The following is a 16,145-nucleotide window of genomic DNA, read 5'->3' on the forward strand; positions in this document are numbered from 1 at the left end:
CCTTGCATTGAAGCGATGTACGGAGTTTATAGAGCAATGAAATTACCGATCTATCTCGATTACTCCGCAACCACGCCGGTGGACCCGCGTGTTGCCGAGAAAATGATGCAGTGTCTGACCCTGGACGGAAACTTTGGTAACCCAGCTTCCCGTTCACACCGTTTTGGCTGGCATGCTGAAGAGGCGGTAGATATCGCCCGTAATCAGATCGCTGAGCTGGTCGGTGCCGATCCGCGTGAAATCGTCTTTACCTCCGGTGCGACGGAATCCGATAACCTGGCGATTAAAGGTGCAGCCAACTTTTATCAGAAAAAAGGCAAGCACATCATCACCAGCAAAACCGAACACAAAGCCGTGCTGGATACCTGCCGTCAGCTGGAGCGCGAAGGGTTTGAAGTCACTTACCTCGCCCCACAGCGTAACGGTATTATCGACCTGAAAGAACTTGAAGCGGCAATGCGTGACGACACTATCCTCGTGTCCATCATGCACGTGAACAACGAAATCGGCGTGGTGCAGGATATCGCGACTATCGGTGAAATGTGCCGTGCGCGCGGCATCATCTATCACGTTGACGCCACTCAGAGCGTGGGCAAACTGCCTATCGACCTGAGCCAACTGAAAGTTGACCTGATGTCCTTCTCCGGCCACAAAATCTATGGTCCGAAAGGTATCGGCGCGCTGTACGTGCGTCGTAAACCGCGTATTCGTATCGAAGCGCAGATGCACGGCGGCGGTCACGAGCGCGGCATGCGTTCCGGTACTTTGCCTGTCCACCAGATCGTTGGCATGGGTGAAGCGTACCGTATCGCGAAAGAAGAGATGGAAACCGAGATGGCGCGTCTGCGCAGTCTGCGTAACCGTCTGTGGAACGGCGTGAAGGACATGGAAGAAGTGTACCTGAACGGCGATCTCGAACAGGGCGCACCGAACATTCTCAACGTCAGCTTCAACTTTGTTGAAGGCGAGTCGCTGATTATGGCGCTGAAAGACCTGGCGGTATCCTCCGGTTCTGCATGTACTTCAGCAAGCCTGGAGCCATCCTATGTGCTGCGCGCGCTGGGTATGACCGACGAGCTGGCACACAGCTCAATTCGTTTCTCTTTAGGTCGTTTCACTACCGAAGAAGAGATTGACTACGCCATCAATCTGGTTCGCAACTCCATTGGCCGTCTGCGCGACCTTTCTCCGCTGTGGGAAATGTTCAAACAGGGCGTGGATTTGAACAGTATTGAATGGTCACATCACTAATTCGGCACCAATAAGGAGAATTCAACATGGCTTACAGCGAAAAAGTTATCGATCACTACGAGAATCCACGTAACGTGGGCTCTTTTGACAACAGCGACGAGAACGTGGGTAGCGGCATGGTCGGCGCACCGGCCTGTGGCGACGTGATGAAGTTGCAGATCAAAGTCAACAATGAGGGTATCATTGAAGACGCGCGTTTCAAGACTTACGGCTGCGGTTCCGCCATTGCCTCCAGCTCTCTGGTTACCGAATGGGTAAAAGGGAAATCGCTGGACGAAGCACAGGCGATTAAAAACACCGATATCGCCGACGAGCTTGAACTGCCACCGGTGAAAATTCACTGCTCTATCCTGGCTGAAGACGCGATTAAAGCCGCGATTGCGGATTACAAAAGCAAACGTGAAGCAAAATAATTAAGAGTTGAGGTTTTATTATGTCGATTACCTTAAGCGACAGTGCAGCAGCGCGTGTAAATACCTTCCTGGCTAACCGCGGTAAGGGGTTTGGCCTGCGCCTGGGCGTGAGAACCTCCGGCTGCTCAGGTATGGCCTATGTACTGGAATTTGTTGACGAGCCGGCGGCTGAAGATACCGTGTTTGAAGACAAAGGCGTTAAAGTTGTGGTCGACGGTAAGAGCCTGCAATTTCTCGACGGTACGCAGTTAGACTTCGTCAAAGAAGGTCTGAACGAAGGGTTTAAGTTCACTAACCCGAACGTGAAAGACGAATGTGGATGCGGCGAAAGCTTCCACGTATAACGCGCTCACCGATAACCCCACACGCATGATTTTACGTGTGGGGTTTGTTCTAACAGGCTACCCCTGAGATAGTTATGGATTACTTCACTCTCTTCGGATTACCCGCTCAATATCCTATTGATCTCCAGGCCCTGACGATCCGTTTTCAGGATCTCCAACGTCAGTATCATCCTGATAAATTCGCCAGCGGTTCTCAGGCGGAACAACTTGCTGCGGTTTCGCAGTCCGCCACCATTAACCAGGCCTGGCAAACGCTGCGTCATCCCTTGATGCGCGCCGAATACTTATTGTCTTTACACGGTTTTGATATTCGCAATGAGCAGCACACGGTGCGTGATACCGCGTTCCTGATGGAGCAACTGGAACTGCGGGAAGAGCTTGACGAGATCGAGCAGACGAAAGACGAATCGCGACTGGAAAGTTTTATCCAGCGCGTGAAAAAAATGTTTGAAAGTCGCCATCAACTGATGGTTGAACAGCTGGATAACGAGATGTGGGACGCGGCGGCGGATACCGTGCGTAAGCTGCGTTTTCTCGATAAACTGCGAAGCAGTGCAGAACAACTCGAAGAAAAACTGCTCGATTTTTAATTTCCGGAAGCGAAAATGGCCTTATTACAAATTAGTGAGCCTGGTCTGAGCGCCGCGCCGCACCAGCGTCGTCTGGCGGTAGGTATCGATTTAGGCACTACCAACTCCCTGGTTGCAACCGTACGCAGCGGCCAGGCCGAAACGCTGGCAGACCACGAAGGTCGCCACCTGTTGCCGTCAGTGGTTCACTATCAGCCGCAGGGCTACTCTGTCGGTTACGATGCCCGCGCCAATGCCGCCCTTGACCCGGCCAATACCGTGAGTTCGGTAAAACGCATGATGGGCCGCTCTCTGGCGGATATCCAGGCGCGCTATCCGCATCAGCCTTATACGTTTCAGGCCAGTGAAAACGGCCTGCCGATGATTGAAACCGCTGCCGGTTTACTTAATCCGGTGCGCGTATCCGCTGATATTCTGAAAGCGCTGGCCGCGCGGGCAACCGAATCGCTGTCCGGTGAACTGGACGGCGTCGTGATCACCGTTCCGGCATATTTTGACGATGCACAGCGTCAGGGAACCAAAGACGCCGCGCGCCTGGCTGGTCTGCACGTATTACGTCTGCTGAATGAGCCGACCGCTGCGGCGATCGCTTATGGCCTGGACTCCGGTCAGGAAGGCGTGATCGCAGTCTATGACCTTGGCGGCGGTACCTTTGATATTTCTATTCTGCGCCTGAGCCGCGGCGTGTTCGAAGTGCTGGCGACCGGCGGTGATTCCGCGCTCGGCGGCGATGATTTTGACCATCTGCTCGCCGATTACATTCGCGAGCAGGCGGGGGTTGCCGATCGCAGCGACAACCGCGTACAGCGTGAACTGTTGGATGCCGCCATTGCGGCGAAAATTGCGCTCAGCGACGCCGATTCTGTAACGGTTAACGTGGCGGGATGGCAGGGTGAAATCACCCGTGAAACCTTCAATGAACTGATTTCCGCACTGGTTAAGCGTACGCTGCTGGCCTGCCGTCGCGCGCTGAAAGATGCGGGCGTTGAGCCGCAGGATGTGTTGGAAGTGGTGATGGTCGGTGGTTCAACCCGCGTGCCGCTGGTACGTGAACGCGTTGGTGAGTTTTTTGGCCGTACGCCGCTGACCTCTATCGACCCGGATAAAGTGGTCGCTATCGGCGCGGCAATCCAGGCGGATATTCTGGTCGGGAATAAACCAGACAGCGAAATGCTGCTGCTGGACGTCATTCCGCTGTCCCTGGGCCTTGAAACCATGGGCGGCCTGGTGGAGAAAGTGATCCCGCGTAACACCACTATCCCGGTGGCGCGTGCGCAGGACTTTACCACCTTTAAAGACGGCCAGACCGCGATGTCCATCCACGTGATGCAAGGCGAGCGTGAGTTGGTGCAGGACTGTCGTTCACTGGCGCGCTTTGCGCTGCGCGGTATTCCTGCGCTGCCAGCAGGCGGCGCGCATATCCGTGTGACCTTTCAGGTGGATGCCGATGGGCTGCTGAGCGTCACCGCTATGGAGAAATCCACCGGCGTTGAGTCCTCCATTCAGGTCAAACCGTCCTATGGTCTGACCGACGGTGAAATCGCCTCCATGATTCAGGATTCGATGAGTTTTGCCGAGCAGGACGTCAAAGCCCGTATGCTGGCAGAACAGAAAGTCGAAGCGGCACGTGTACTGGAAAGCTTATCCGGTGCGCTGAACGCTGATGCCGCGCTGTTAAGCGCCGCAGAGCGTCAGGCTATCGACACCGCCGCCGCGCACTTGAGCGAGGTTGCGCAGGGTGACGATGTTGACGCGATAGAACAAGCCATTAAAAACGTAGACAAACAAACCCAGGAATTCGCCGCTCGCCGCATGGACAAATGCGTCCGTAGCGCGCTGAAAGGCCATTCCGTGGACGAGGTTTAATATGCCAAAGATTGTTATTTTGCCTCATCAGGATCTCTGTCCCGATGGCGCAGTTCTGGAAGCTGAGACTGGCGAAACCATTCTCGACGTTGCCCTGCGTAACGGTATCGAGATTGAACATGCCTGTGAAAAATCCTGTGCCTGTACGACCTGTCACTGCATCGTACGTGAAGGTTTTGATTCTTTGCCGGAAAGCACGGAAGAAGAAGACGACATGCTGGATAAAGCCTGGGGCCTGGAGCCGGAGAGCCGTTTAAGCTGTCAGGCGCGGGTAACCGAGGACGATTTAGTGGTCGAAATCCCACGTTACACAATCAATCATGCACGTGAGCATTAACAGAGGGTAGTATGGGACTGAAGTGGACCGATAGCCGTGAAATCGGTGAAGCGCTGTACGACGCCTTCCCCGATCTCGATCCCAAGACCGTTCGTTTCACCGATCTGCACCAATGGATCTGTGACCTGGAAGAGTTCGATGATGATCCACAGGCATCGAATGAAAAAATCCTTGAGGCCATTTTACTGGTCTGGCTGGACGAAGCCGAATAAGTCAACGGGCTGCCCACGGGTGGCCCGTTTTCCTGTATGCGCGAAAATAAGGATAAATAAAATGACAGAAGCCATGAAAATTACGCTTTCCACGCAACCTGCCGATGCCCGCTGGGGTGAAAAGGCAACATACAGCATTAATAATGAAGGCATTACCCTGCACCTGAACGGAAAAGATGACCTCGGCCTTATCCAGCGCGCCGCGCGTAAAATCGACGGCCTGGGTATTAAACATGTGCAACTGGACGGTGAAGGCTGGGATACCGAACGCAGCTGGGCTTTCTGGCAGGGTTATAAAGGACCGAAAGGCAGTCGCAAAGTTGAGTGGGCTACCCTTGACGAAGCACAGCGCAAAGAGCTGGATAACCGTCTGAAGATTATTGACTGGGTGCGCGATACCATTAACGCCCCGGCGGAAGAACTGGGCCCGGAACAACTGGCGCAGCGCGCGGTCGACCTGCTGTGCTCTGTTGCCTGCGATAACGTCTCTTACCGCATCACCAAAGGTGAAGATCTGCGTGAGCAGAACTACATGGGACTGCATACCGTGGGGCGCGGTTCTGAGCGTCCTCCGGTGCTGCTGGCGCTGGACTACAACCCGACTGGCGACAAAGAAGCCCCGGTTTACGCCTGTCTGGTTGGCAAAGGCATTACTTTTGACTCCGGCGGTTACAGCATCAAGCAAAGCGCATTTATGGACTCAATGAAGTCCGATATGGGCGGTGCGGCAACGGTTACCGGCGCGCTGGCGTTTGCCATCACCCGTGGTCTGAACAAGCGTGTGAAGCTGTACCTGTGCTGTGCGGATAACCTGATCAGCGGCAACGCCTTTAAGCTGGGCGATATTATTCACTATCGCAACGGCAAAAAAGTGGAAGTGATGAATACCGATGCGGAAGGACGCCTGGTGCTGGCGGATGGTCTGATCGACGCCAGCGCGCAAAAACCGGAGCTGATTATTGATGCAGCTACACTGACCGGTGCCGCGAAAACCGCCCTGGGTAACGATTATCACGCGTTGTTCAGCTTTGACGACAAGCTGGCTGCCCGTCTGCTGGCAAGCGCGGCACAAGAAAACGAGCCGTTCTGGCGTCTGCCGTTGGCTGAGTTCCACCGTAGTCAGCTGCCGTCTAACTTTGCCGAGCTGAATAACACCGGCAGTGCGGCCTATCCGGCGGGTGCGAGCACTGCAGCAGGCTTCCTGTCTCATTTTGTGGAAAACTACCAGCAAGGCTGGCTGCACATCGACTGCTCTGCAACTTATCGCAAAGCGCCAGTTGAGCAGTGGTCTGCGGGCGCAACCGGTCTGGGTGTGCGCACCATCGCGAATCTGCTGACCGCATAATTCATGACTGTATTGCCGGATGGCGCTACGCTTATCCGGCCTACATGTATTCATCCAATTTGTGATCCTTATGTCCGAAACAAAAAATGAATTAGAAACGTTGCTGGAACAAGCGGCGACAGAGCCTGCGCATCGACCGGCATTTTTCCGTACTTTACTTGAATCCACCGTCTGGGTGCCGGGTACTGCTGCAGAAGGCGAGGCGGTGGTTGAAGACAGCGCCCTCGACCTTCAGCACTGGGAAAAAGAAGACGGCACAACCGTGATCCCGTTCTTTACTTCCCTTGAGGCCCTGCAGCAGGCGGTTGAAGATGAGCAAGCATTTGTCGTTATGCCGGTGCGTACGTTGTTTGAAATGACGCTCGGCGAAACGCTGTTTCTCAACGCGAAACTGCCGACCGGCAAAGAGTTTATGCCGCGTGAAATCAGTCTGCTGATCGGTGAAGAGGGGAGTCCGCTAAGCACCCAAGAGGTACTGGAAGGCGGCGAATCGCTGATCCTCTCTGAAGTCGCTGAACCGCCAGCGCAGATGATCGACTCGCTGACCACGCTGTTTAAAACCATCAAGCCGGTAAAACGCGCGTTTCTCTGCTCAATCAAAGAAAGTGCGGAAGCTCAGCCAAACCTGTTGATCGGGATTGAAGCTGACGGTGATATTGAAGAGATCATCCACGCTGCGGGCAGCGTCGCGACCGACACATTGCCGGGCGATGAACCGATTGATATTTGCCAGGTGAAGAAAGGCGAGAAGGGTGTCAGCCACTTTATCACCGAGCATATCGCACCGTTCTACGAACGCCGCTGGGGCGGGTTCCTGCGCGACTTTAAACAAAACCGGATTATCTGAGTGAAGGAAAGCCGCCCCGAAGGGCGGCTACCAGGCTTACTTGCCCTGGGTGCTGAGCGTCACGTGTATGGAATTACCTGGGTAATCCCGATCCCCGTGAAGACACAACGCGCCAGAAACAACAAGCACGATACAGAAGTATCGTATCTTCATTGCGCGGTCCATGCGAAGACCGCATCACGACAGCACCACTGGCGATAATGCCGCGATAGCAAGCGCTGAGACGCGCTTGCATAAACGGCCATGGGACATCCTTTCCTGAAGCCAGCGCCCGTTTGCGAGACGGCGGAAAGGGCCGGGGAAGATAATACGCTAAATATTGAATAGTTTCCCTGCTAATCAACTTGACTTTCGCTCCCTTAAAAGGGAGTATTTGTTTGCTGAGACGCGCTTGCATTGCTATGGTGACATAGCCTGCTGGAAAGGCCGCGAACCGGACTGGCACAAAAAAACCGCTCATTTGGGCGGTTTTTTTGTGGGCGAAAAAGATGAGTAAATCAGATTTTATTTAGCCTCAGATGGTTCTACCGGTAAATCGTTGCGCGCTCCCCATTCGCTCCACGCCCCGTCATACAGTGCGACGTTCGAAACATCCAGCGTGGCAAGCGCCAGTACCACCACGGCAGCCGTTACGCCGGAGCCGCAGCTGGCGATAATGGGGCGGTCAAAGCTCACGCCGTGGCTGAAGAAAATAGCATCCAGCTCATCGGTAGTTTTGAGTTCGCCGTCACGAACCAGCTCTGTCCACGGAACGTTAAGCGCACCGGGTACATGACCACGCTTCAGGCCTGGACGCGGCTCGTCAACTTCGGCATTAAAACGCGCAGCCGGGCGGGCATCGACGATCTGCGCCGTTTTTTCATGACTTGCCAGCAGCACATCGGTGACGCGCACCACGGCTTCAGGCGTAAATGCGACGTTAAATTCGCCTTCGGGTAACTCCTCGTTTCCTTCCTGCAGCATGAGCTCATCGCGCTGCCAGCCAGCAAGACCGCCCGCCAGAATGGAGACATTCTCGACGCCAAAAGTCCGCAGCATCCACCATGCGCGCGGCGCCGAAAACAGATTGCCGTCATCGTAGACAACCAGATGTTTATCCTGATGAACACCCAATTCGCGCATCGCGACAGCGAAGGCTTCCGGGCGCGGCATCATGTGCGGCAAGGGCGAGGTATGGTCGGAAAGCGCTTCAATATCAAAAAAAACGGCGCCAGGAATATGACCTGCGCGATACTCCTCGCCAACATCGCGATCTTCCTGACCTGGAGGTGCCATCCGGGCATCAAGGATTTGTATTTCCGGGTCGTCAATGTGTTCGGCAAGCCAGTCGGCAGCGACAAAGAAGGCGGTGGTCATAGGCATCTCCATTTTTACCAGGTTTTGGCAAATTGTCGGACGTTTAGTGCAAAGCGACAAGTAAAAGAGGCTGATTTGTCAGGCGAATCCACATTAATCACGAAAATTAGGACAACGTTGTTCATTTACTGGCTTCCACAGCCTGAAAACTAACGCATAATAGTTGTTCTACGTAGCTAACGGGCCACTACGGCCAGGGATGAAAAATGAAACATTTACGCGTAGCGGCCTGCATGCTGATGCTGGCACTTGTCGGGTGTGATAATAATAACGAAAAATCGACGACGGCTGCGAAGCCGGATGCACCTGCTCCGCAGACTGCGCCCGCAAAAGACAAGACCCAGTTAGAGAAGCTGATGCAACAAAGTCAGGGCAAGTCGCTGACGCTGTTAGATGCCTCAGAGGTCCAGCTCGACGGCGCGGCAACGCTCGTGTTGACCTTCTCCATTCCCCTCGATCCGGAACAGGATTTTTCCCGCGTAGTGCACGTTGTCGATAAAAAAAGCGGCAAAGTCGATGGTGCCTGGGAGCTGGCGCCAAACCTGAAAGAGCTACGCTTACGGCACCTCGAACCTAACCGGGAACTGGTGGTTACCATTGAGCGTGATTTACTGGCGCTGAATAAAGCGACGTTTGGTATCGATTATGAAAAAAATATCACCACACGTGACGTCCAGCCGAGCGTAGGGTTCGCCAGTCGCGGTTCGCTACTGCCGGGAAAAGTGATTGAAGGGCTGCCGGTGATGGCGCTCAACGTTAACAGTGTGGATGTGAATTTTTATCGCGTGAAGCCAGAGTCGCTCGGCGCGTTTGTCAGCCAGTGGGAATACCGCAATTCGTTGTCGAACTGGGAATCCGATAATCTGCTGAAAATGGCGGAACTGGTCTATACCGGACGCTTTGACCTCAACCCTGCGCGCAACACTCGCGAAAAGCTGTTGCTGCCGCTGAGCGAAATCAAACCGTTGCAGCAGGCTGGTGTTTACATCGCGGTGATGAATCAGGCCGGAAAATACAACTACAGTAATGCCGCGACGCTGTTTACGCTCAGCGATATTGGTGTGTCAGCGCATCGTTACCATAATCAACTGGATATCTTTACGCAGAGTCTGGAAAACGGCGCAGCGCAGCAGGGCATTGACGTCACATTACTCAACGAAAAAGGGCAGACGCTGGCGCAAGCCACCAGTGACGCGCAGGGGCATGTACAGCTTAAGACTGATAAAGAAGCTGCCTTATTGCTGGCCCGCAAAGACGGGCAGACTACGCTGCTTGACCTGAAACTTCCGGCATTGGATCTGGCTGAGTTTGATATTGCCGGCGCACCGGGATACAGCAAACAGTTCTTTATGTTTGGTCCGCGCGATCTCTATCGCCCCGGTGAAACGGTGATCCTCAATGGATTACTACGTGACAGCGACGGTAAAACGTTGCCCGACCAGCCGGTGAAGCTGGAAGTGGTCAAGCCCGACGGACAGGTTTTACGCTCGGTTGTCAGCCAGCCGGAGAACGGTCTGTACCGCTTTAGCTGGCCGCTGGATAGCAGCGCGCCGACCGGTATGTGGCATATTCGCGCCAATACTGGCGACAACCAGTCGCGGATGTGGGATTTCCACGTTGAAGATTTTATGCCAGAGCGGATGGCGCTCAATCTCACCGCCAGCAAAATGCCGGTAGCGCCAACTGATGAAGTGAAATTCTCGGTGGTGGGTTACTACCTGTACGGCGCGCCCGCCAACGGCAACGCTCTGCAAGGCCAGCTTTTCCTGCGCCCGTTACGCGAAGCGGTGCAGACACTGCCGGGGTTTCAGTTTGGTAATATTGCCGAAGAAAACCTTTCCCGCAGTCTCGATGAAGTTCAGCTCACGCTGGACGATCACGGTCGCGGTGAAGTGACCGCCAACAGCCAGTGGCAGGAGACGCATTCCCCGTTACAGGTGGTGTTGCAAGCCAGCCTGCTGGAGTCGGGTGGCCGCCCGGTGACGCGTCGGGTTGAACAAGCCATCTGGCCTACGGATACGCTGCCGGGGATTCGACCGCAGTTTGCGGCGAAAGCTGTTTATGATTATCGCACTGACACCACGGTGAATCAGCCTATCGTCGATGAAGACAGCAATGCTGCTTTCGATATCGTTTATGCCGATGCGCAAGGCAATAAAAAAGCGGTGTCCGGCTTGCAGGTGCGTTTGATCCGCGAACGTCGTGATTATTACTGGAACTGGACTGAAGGCGAGGGCTGGCAATCGCAGTTTGATCAAAAAGATCTGATCGAAGGTGAGCAGACTCTGGATCTTAAGGCCGATGAAACCGGTAAAGTGAGCTTCCCGGTTGAGTGGGGCGCCTATCGTCTGGAAGTAAAAGCGCCGAATGATGCGGTGAGCAGCGTGCGCTTCTGGGCGGGTTATAGCTGGCAGGATAATAGCGACGGCAGCGGCTCTGTTCGCCCCGATCGTGTGACCCTGAAACTGGATAAACCCGGCTATCGTCCTGGCGATACCATGAAGTTGCATATTGCCGCCCCCGCGGCTGGCAAAGGTTATGCGATGGTAGAATCCAGCGCAGGACCGTTGTGGTGGCAAGAAATAGACGTGCCTGCGAATGGTCTGGACCTCACTATTCCAGTCGATAAAACCTGGAATCGCCACGATTTGTATCTCAGTGCGCTGGTGGTTCGTCCTGGCGACAAATCCCGTTCGGCGACGCCAAAACGGGCGGTTGGGTTGCTGCATTTACCACTGGGCGATGAAAATCGTCGTCTGGGACTGGTGCTGGAAAGTCCGGCGAAAATACGCCCAAATCAGCCGTTAACCGTCAAGATCAAAGCCAGCGTTAAAAATGGCGACGTGCCAAAACAGGTTAACGTACTGGTCTCTGCCGTTGATAGCGGGGTGTTGAACATCACTGATTACGTTACGCCCGACCCCTGGCAGGCGTTTTTCGGGCAAAAACGCTATGGTGCGGATATTTATGATATCTACGGTCAGGTCATCGAAGGGCAAGGTCGTCTGGCGGCGCTGCGCTTTGGTGGCGATGGCGATGAGTTAAAGCGTGGCGGTAAGCCTCCGGTTAATCACGTCAATATCGTGGCGCAACAGGCGTTACCGGTCACGCTTAACGAGCAGGGCGAAGGTACGGTGACGTTACCGATTGGTGATTTCAACGGCGAGCTGCGGGTCATGGCGCAGGCCTGGACGGCGGATGACTTTGGCAGCAGCGAAAGCAAAGTGATTGTCGCCGCGCCGGTGATTGCTGAACTGAACATGCCGCGCTTTTTGGCCGGGGGAGATACTTCGCGCCTGACGCTGGACGTGACCAACCTGACCGATAAACCACAGACGCTGAATATTAACCTCGCGGCCAGCGGTTTACTGGAACTGATAGGGCAAGATCTTGCGCCTGTGAATCTGGCGCCAGGCGTACGGACTACGCTGTTTATTCCGGTGCGCGCGCGGGAAGGCTTTGGCGAGGGGGAAATTCAGGCGCAGATTAGCGGTCTGTCTCTGCCAGGGGAGACGCTGCCTGTGCAGCACAAACAGTGGAAGATTGGCGTGCGCCCGGCGTTTCCCGCGCAAACTGTCAATAATGGCGTTGCGCTCCAGCCGGGGGCAACCTGGCAGCTGCCAGGCGAAGAGTTGGCTAATTTCTCTCCTGTGACAATGCAGGGACAATTGCTGTTCAGCGGTAAGCCGCCGCTGAATCTGGCGCGCTACATCCGTGAACTGAAAGCTTACCCTTACGGTTGTCTTGAGCAAACGGCGAGCGGGTTGTTCCCCTCTTTATACACCAATGCCGCGCAACTGAAGGCATTAGGTATCGCGGGCGACAGTGATGAAAAACGCCGTGCGGCAGTAGAGATTGGCATTTCCCGTTTACTGCAAATGCAGCGCGATAACGGCGGTTTTGCGCTGTGGGATAAGAACGGGCCGGAAGAGTACTGGCTGACCGCGTACGTAATGGATTTCCTCGTCCGCGCGAACGAACAAGGCTACAGCGTCCCGGTTGAGGTGATTAACCGGGGGAACGAGCGGCTGCTGCGTTATTTGCAGGATCCGGGGATGATGTCGATTCGTTATACCGATGACTCGTCTGCAAGCCGGTTTGCTGTACAGGCCTATGCCGCGCTGGTGTTGGCTCGTCAGCAAAAAGCCCCGCTTGGCGCACTGCGTGAAATCTGGGAGCGCCGCGCTCAGGCGGCTTCTGGTTTGCCGCTGTTGCAACTGGGGATCGCGCTGAAAAACATGGGCGATGCTAATCGCAGTGAACAGGCGCTTACGTTGGCGCTGAATACTCCGCGTCGCGATGCACAACAGTGGATGGCGGATTACGGCAGTCAGCTACGCGACAACGCGCTGATGCTGGCATTGCTGGAAGAGAACAAGCTCAAACCTGAAGAGCAGAATACGTTGCTGAACACATTGTCAGAACAGGCCTTTGGTCAGCGCTGGCTCTCTACTCAGGAAAATAATGCGTTGTTCCTTGCCGCGCGTACGTTACAGGATTTACCTGGCACGTGGCAGGCGCAAACATCACTCTCTGAACAGCCGTTAGCAGGTGATAAATCGCAAACCCGGAATCTGGATGCCGACGAGCTGTCCACGCTGAGCGTCACGAATACCGGTAATCTGCCGCTGTGGCTGCGTCTGGATGTCAGTGGTTATCCGCAAACCGCACCGACGCCTGCCAGCAACGTCCTGCATATTGAACGTCAGATCCTGGGACTCGACGGGAGCAGCAAATCACTGGATTCTCTGCGCAGCGGCGAACTGGTGCTGGTCTGGCTGGACGTTAAAGCCAGCCAGAACGTGCCGGATGCGCTGGTCGTCGACTTACTGCCTGCCGGACTGGAGCTGGAAAACCAAAATCTGGCGAACGGCAGCGCCAGTCTGCAGGATAGCGGTAGCGAAGTGGCGAACCTGCTCAATCAGATGCAGCAGGCGGATATCCAGCATATTGAGTTCCGTGACGATCGCTTTGTCGCTGCGGTGGCGGTCAATGAAGGACAGCCGGTTACGCTGGTCTATCTGGCGAGAGCAGTAACACCGGGAACGTATCAGGTTCCCGTCCCGCAGGTGGAATCAATGTATGTTCCGCAGTGGCGGGCAACCAGTGCGGCAGAGGGGCTTTTGATTGTCAGACCATAAATGATGCGCGGGTTGGGTAAACGCGGCTGCGGGCTCTGGCTGGCAGCCGTTGCGCTAGTGTTTGTGATGGCGATTTGGGCGGCAGACAAAATCTGGCCGCTGCCGCTTCATGAGGTGGATCCCGCGCGTGTCGTGGTGGCGCACGATGGTACGCCTCTCTGGCGCTTCGCCGACACGGACGGTATCTGGCGTTATCCGGTGACGATTGATGAGGTATCCCCCCGCTACCTTCAGGCCTTAATCAATTACGAAGACCGCTGGTTCTGGAAACACCCCGGAGTCAATCCATTTTCAGTGCTGCGCGCCGCATGGCAGGACCTCTCCTCAGGGCGTGTCGTCTCGGGCGGCAGTACGCTCACCATGCAGGTGGCGCGTTTACTCGATCCCCACCCGCGCACCTTTGGCGGCAAGTTTCGCCAGCTCTGGCGCGCGTTGCAACTGGAATGGCATCTGTCCAAGCGCGACATTCTGACGCTGTATCTTAACCGTGCGCCGTTTGGCGGCACGCTGCAAGGCGTGGGCGCAGCGAGCTGGGCCTATCTTGGCAAATCGCCTGCACAACTGAGCTACTCCGATGCAGCATTGCTGGCTGTGCTGCCACAGGCGCCGAGCCGTCTGCGTCCGGACCGTTGGCCGGAGCGCGCTGAAGCGGCGCGTAATAAAGTGCTCGAACGTATGGCAATTCAGGGCATTTGGTCCGCAAAACAGGTGCAGGAGTCACGCGAAGAGCCGGTCTGGCTGGCCCCCAGGCAGATGCCGCAGTTAGCGCCGTTATTTTCGCGCATGATGCTGGGAAAAAGCCGCAGCGATAAAATCGTGACTACCCTTGACGCCGGGTTGCAGCGGCAACTCGAAGAGCTGGCGCAAAACTGGAAAGGGCGATTGCCGGCGCGCAGTTCGCTGGCGATGATTGTGGTCGATCACACCGATATGAGCGTGCGTGGCTGGGTGGGGTCAGTGGATATGAATGATGACTCCCGCTTTGGTCATGTGGATATGGTGAATGCGATCCGCTCGCCGGGATCGGTGCTGAAGCCGTTTATCTATGGTCTGGCTCTGGATGACGGATTAATTCATCCCGCTTCGTTGTTGCAGGATGTACCACGGCGAACCGGTGATTATCGACCGGGGAATTTTGACAGTGGTTTTCACGGACCGGTAAGTATGAGCGAGGCGCTGGTACGTTCGCTGAATTTACCTGCGGTCCAGGTTCTGGAAGCCTATGGCCCGAAGCGTTTTGCCGCATCGTTACGTAACGTCGGTTTACCGCTATATCTGCCCGCAGGGGCTGCGCCGAATCTGTCGCTGATTTTAGGCGGGGCGGGGGCAAGGCTTGATGATATGGCGGCGGCGTATAGCGCCTTTGCCCGCCACGGGAAGGCGGGTAAATTGCGTCTGCAGCCGGCAGACCCGCTACTGGAGCGTCCGCTGATGTCGGCAGGCGCGGCGTGGATTATTCGCCGGATTATGGCTGACGAAGCACAACCGCTACCGGATAACGCACTGAGCAGAGTGGTTCCTCTTGCGTGGAAAACGGGCACCAGCTATGGCTATCGCGATGCGTGGGCGATTGGGATTAACGCCCGTTATGTGATTGGCATCTGGACCGGCAGGCCCGACGGTACGCCGGTGGTGGGGCAGTTTGGCTTTGCCAGCGCCGTACCTGTGCTCAATCAGGTCAACAATCTGCTGCTCTCTCGCGGGACGAATCAGCCGGAAGACCCCCGCCCTGAATCCGTTAGCCGCGGCGTGGTATGTTGGCCGGGCGGGCAATCTCTTGCGGCTGGAGACAGTAACTGTCGCCGCCGTCTGGCAACCTGGCTACTGGATGGCAGTCAGCCGCCAACACTGTTATTACCTGAGCAGGAAGGCGTTAACGGCATTCGTTTCCCTGTCTGGCTGGACGGAGGGGGCAAACGCGTGGCGGCGGATTGCCCGCAGGCGCGCGAACAGACGCTTATCGTCTGGCCCTTGCCGCTTGAACCATGGCTGCCGGAATCAGAGCGCCGTGGGGCGAGATTACCGCCTGTTTCTGCCACATGTCCGCCGTTGGGGCAGGATCCCGGGTTACCGTTGCAGTTGACAGGTCTGCGCGATGGCGCGATTGTGAAGCGTTTACCTGGTTCTCCAGAGGCTTCATTGCCGGTGCAAACCAGCGGTGGAACAGGCGATCGCTGGTGGTTTCTTAACGGACAACGTCTGGACGAGCGCGGGCGTCAGCTGACGCTACGTCTGACGGTCAAAGGGGATTACCAACTGCTGGTGATGGATGACGCCGGACAGGTGGCGACGGTGAGATTTTCGGTGCAGTAGACCAGTTGGTGAGTATTTGTTGCTAAAACTCATCTTATTTTAAAGAAATGTTACCTTCATCAATAGTCAATTGCCGGGATGCTCTTTATAATCCGCGCCAGGTCGTACATCTATATAGACAACAACAGAA

At 55.5% G+C, this 16,145-nt stretch carries 13 protein-coding genes; 11 read left to right on the forward strand and 2 right to left on the reverse strand.

What is annotated here, in order from left to right:
- Positions 1 to 36: 36 nt before the first annotated feature.
- The 9 genes from iscS (at position 37) to sseB (ending at position 7,205) form a co-directional block, all read left to right on the forward strand.
- Positions 37 to 1,251: a cysteine desulfurase gene (gene iscS / locus M4I31_RS06505; protein ID WP_032939471.1), complete on the forward strand. Its 1,215-nt coding sequence runs from the start codon at positions 37 to 39 to the stop codon at positions 1,249 to 1,251.
- A 26-nt stretch (positions 1,252 to 1,277) separates the two neighbouring features.
- On the forward strand, positions 1,278 to 1,664 hold the full coding sequence (gene iscU / locus M4I31_RS06510; protein ID WP_002913991.1) for a Fe-S cluster assembly scaffold IscU: 387 nt from the start codon (positions 1,278 to 1,280) through the stop codon (positions 1,662 to 1,664).
- 20 nt (positions 1,665 to 1,684) lie between these two features.
- Positions 1,685 to 2,008: an iron-sulfur cluster assembly protein IscA gene (iscA, locus tag M4I31_RS06515; RefSeq protein ID WP_003037681.1), complete on the forward strand. Its 324-nt coding sequence runs from the start codon at positions 1,685 to 1,687 to the stop codon at positions 2,006 to 2,008.
- A 74-nt stretch (positions 2,009 to 2,082) separates the two neighbouring features.
- Positions 2,083 to 2,598, forward strand: coding sequence for a co-chaperone HscB (gene hscB, locus M4I31_RS06520; RefSeq protein ID WP_038642626.1), 516 nt, complete (start codon positions 2,083 to 2,085; stop codon positions 2,596 to 2,598).
- 15 nt (positions 2,599 to 2,613) lie between these two features.
- The gene (gene hscA / locus M4I31_RS06525) at positions 2,614 to 4,464 is read left to right on the forward strand and encodes a Fe-S protein assembly chaperone HscA (protein WP_085049319.1); all 1,851 of its coding nucleotides are present in this window, start codon (positions 2,614 to 2,616) and stop codon (positions 4,462 to 4,464) included.
- Between the two features lies 1 nt (position 4,465).
- Positions 4,466 to 4,801, forward strand: coding sequence for an ISC system 2Fe-2S type ferredoxin (gene fdx / locus M4I31_RS06530; RefSeq protein WP_003037690.1), 336 nt, complete (start codon positions 4,466 to 4,468; stop codon positions 4,799 to 4,801).
- Positions 4,802 to 4,812: 11 nt separating this feature from the next.
- Positions 4,813 to 5,013 carry a Fe-S cluster assembly protein IscX gene (gene iscX / locus M4I31_RS06535; RefSeq protein ID WP_003037694.1) on the forward strand — a complete coding sequence of 67 codons (201 nt, stop codon included), beginning with the start codon at positions 4,813 to 4,815 and terminating at the stop codon, positions 5,011 to 5,013.
- 61 nt (positions 5,014 to 5,074) lie between these two features.
- On the forward strand, positions 5,075 to 6,358 hold the full coding sequence (gene pepB / locus M4I31_RS06540; RefSeq protein WP_085049320.1) for an aminopeptidase PepB: 1,284 nt from the start codon (positions 5,075 to 5,077) through the stop codon (positions 6,356 to 6,358).
- 70 nt (positions 6,359 to 6,428) lie between these two features.
- A complete protein-coding gene (sseB, locus tag M4I31_RS06545) occupies positions 6,429 to 7,205 on the forward strand; it encodes an enhanced serine sensitivity protein SseB (protein ID WP_085049331.1) in 777 nt (258 codons plus the stop codon).
- A gap of 36 nt (positions 7,206 to 7,241) precedes the next feature.
- Here the strand turns inward: sseB and timP are convergent, their stop codons facing one another.
- Both timP and sseA read right to left on the reverse strand, forming a co-directional pair.
- Entirely contained in the window at positions 7,242 to 7,370 is a 129-nt protein-coding gene (timP, locus tag M4I31_RS06550) for a small toxic inner membrane protein TimP (protein ID WP_312027932.1), read from the reverse strand.
- 339 nt (positions 7,371 to 7,709) lie between these two features.
- Positions 7,710 to 8,561, reverse strand: coding sequence for a 3-mercaptopyruvate sulfurtransferase (sseA, locus tag M4I31_RS06555; protein ID WP_085049321.1), 852 nt, complete (start codon positions 8,559 to 8,561; stop codon positions 7,710 to 7,712).
- A gap of 206 nt (positions 8,562 to 8,767) precedes the next feature.
- Between sseA and M4I31_RS06560 the strand changes: the two genes are divergently transcribed.
- Both M4I31_RS06560 and pbpC read left to right on the forward strand, forming a co-directional pair.
- On the forward strand, positions 8,768 to 13,702 hold the full coding sequence (locus M4I31_RS06560; RefSeq protein WP_085049322.1) for an alpha-2-macroglobulin: 4,935 nt from the start codon (positions 8,768 to 8,770) through the stop codon (positions 13,700 to 13,702).
- Complete coding sequence (gene pbpC / locus M4I31_RS06565; protein WP_085049323.1) at positions 13,703 to 16,015, forward strand: peptidoglycan glycosyltransferase PbpC; 2,313 nt, start codon at positions 13,703 to 13,705, stop codon at positions 16,013 to 16,015. It begins immediately after the preceding gene.
- Positions 16,016 to 16,145 lie beyond the last annotated feature (130 nt).

Origin of the sequence: Citrobacter sp. XT1-2-2 (assembly GCF_023516235.1) — a bacterium.
Classification (GTDB): Bacteria; Pseudomonadota; Gammaproteobacteria; order Enterobacterales; family Enterobacteriaceae; genus Citrobacter; species Citrobacter werkmanii.

Bases quoted from the DNA above. Each gene is read 5' to 3' on its own strand.
- timP (WP_312027932.1), bottom strand. From the start codon at position 7,370: ATGGACCGCGCAATGAAGATACGATACTTCTGTATCGTGCTTGTTGTT.
- pepB (WP_085049320.1), top strand. From the start codon at position 5,075: ATGACAGAAGCCATGAAAATTACGCTTTCCACGCAACCTGCCGATGCC.
- iscS (WP_032939471.1), top strand. From the start codon at position 37: ATGAAATTACCGATCTATCTCGATTACTCCGCAACCACGCCGGTGGAC.
- hscB (WP_038642626.1), top strand. From the start codon at position 2,083: ATGGATTACTTCACTCTCTTCGGATTACCCGCTCAATATCCTATTGAT.
- iscX (WP_003037694.1), top strand. From the start codon at position 4,813: ATGGGACTGAAGTGGACCGATAGCCGTGAAATCGGTGAAGCGCTGTAC.
- fdx (WP_003037690.1), top strand. From the start codon at position 4,466: ATGCCAAAGATTGTTATTTTGCCTCATCAGGATCTCTGTCCCGATGGC.
- iscU (WP_002913991.1), top strand. From the start codon at position 1,278: ATGGCTTACAGCGAAAAAGTTATCGATCACTACGAGAATCCACGTAAC.
- pbpC (WP_085049323.1), top strand. From the start codon at position 13,703: ATGATGCGCGGGTTGGGTAAACGCGGCTGCGGGCTCTGGCTGGCAGCC.
- M4I31_RS06560 (WP_085049322.1), top strand. From the start codon at position 8,768: ATGAAACATTTACGCGTAGCGGCCTGCATGCTGATGCTGGCACTTGTC.
- sseA (WP_085049321.1), bottom strand. From the start codon at position 8,561: ATGACCACCGCCTTCTTTGTCGCTGCCGACTGGCTTGCCGAACACATT.
- hscA (WP_085049319.1), top strand. From the start codon at position 2,614: ATGGCCTTATTACAAATTAGTGAGCCTGGTCTGAGCGCCGCGCCGCAC.
- iscA (WP_003037681.1), top strand. From the start codon at position 1,685: ATGTCGATTACCTTAAGCGACAGTGCAGCAGCGCGTGTAAATACCTTC.
- sseB (WP_085049331.1), top strand. From the start codon at position 6,429: ATGTCCGAAACAAAAAATGAATTAGAAACGTTGCTGGAACAAGCGGCG.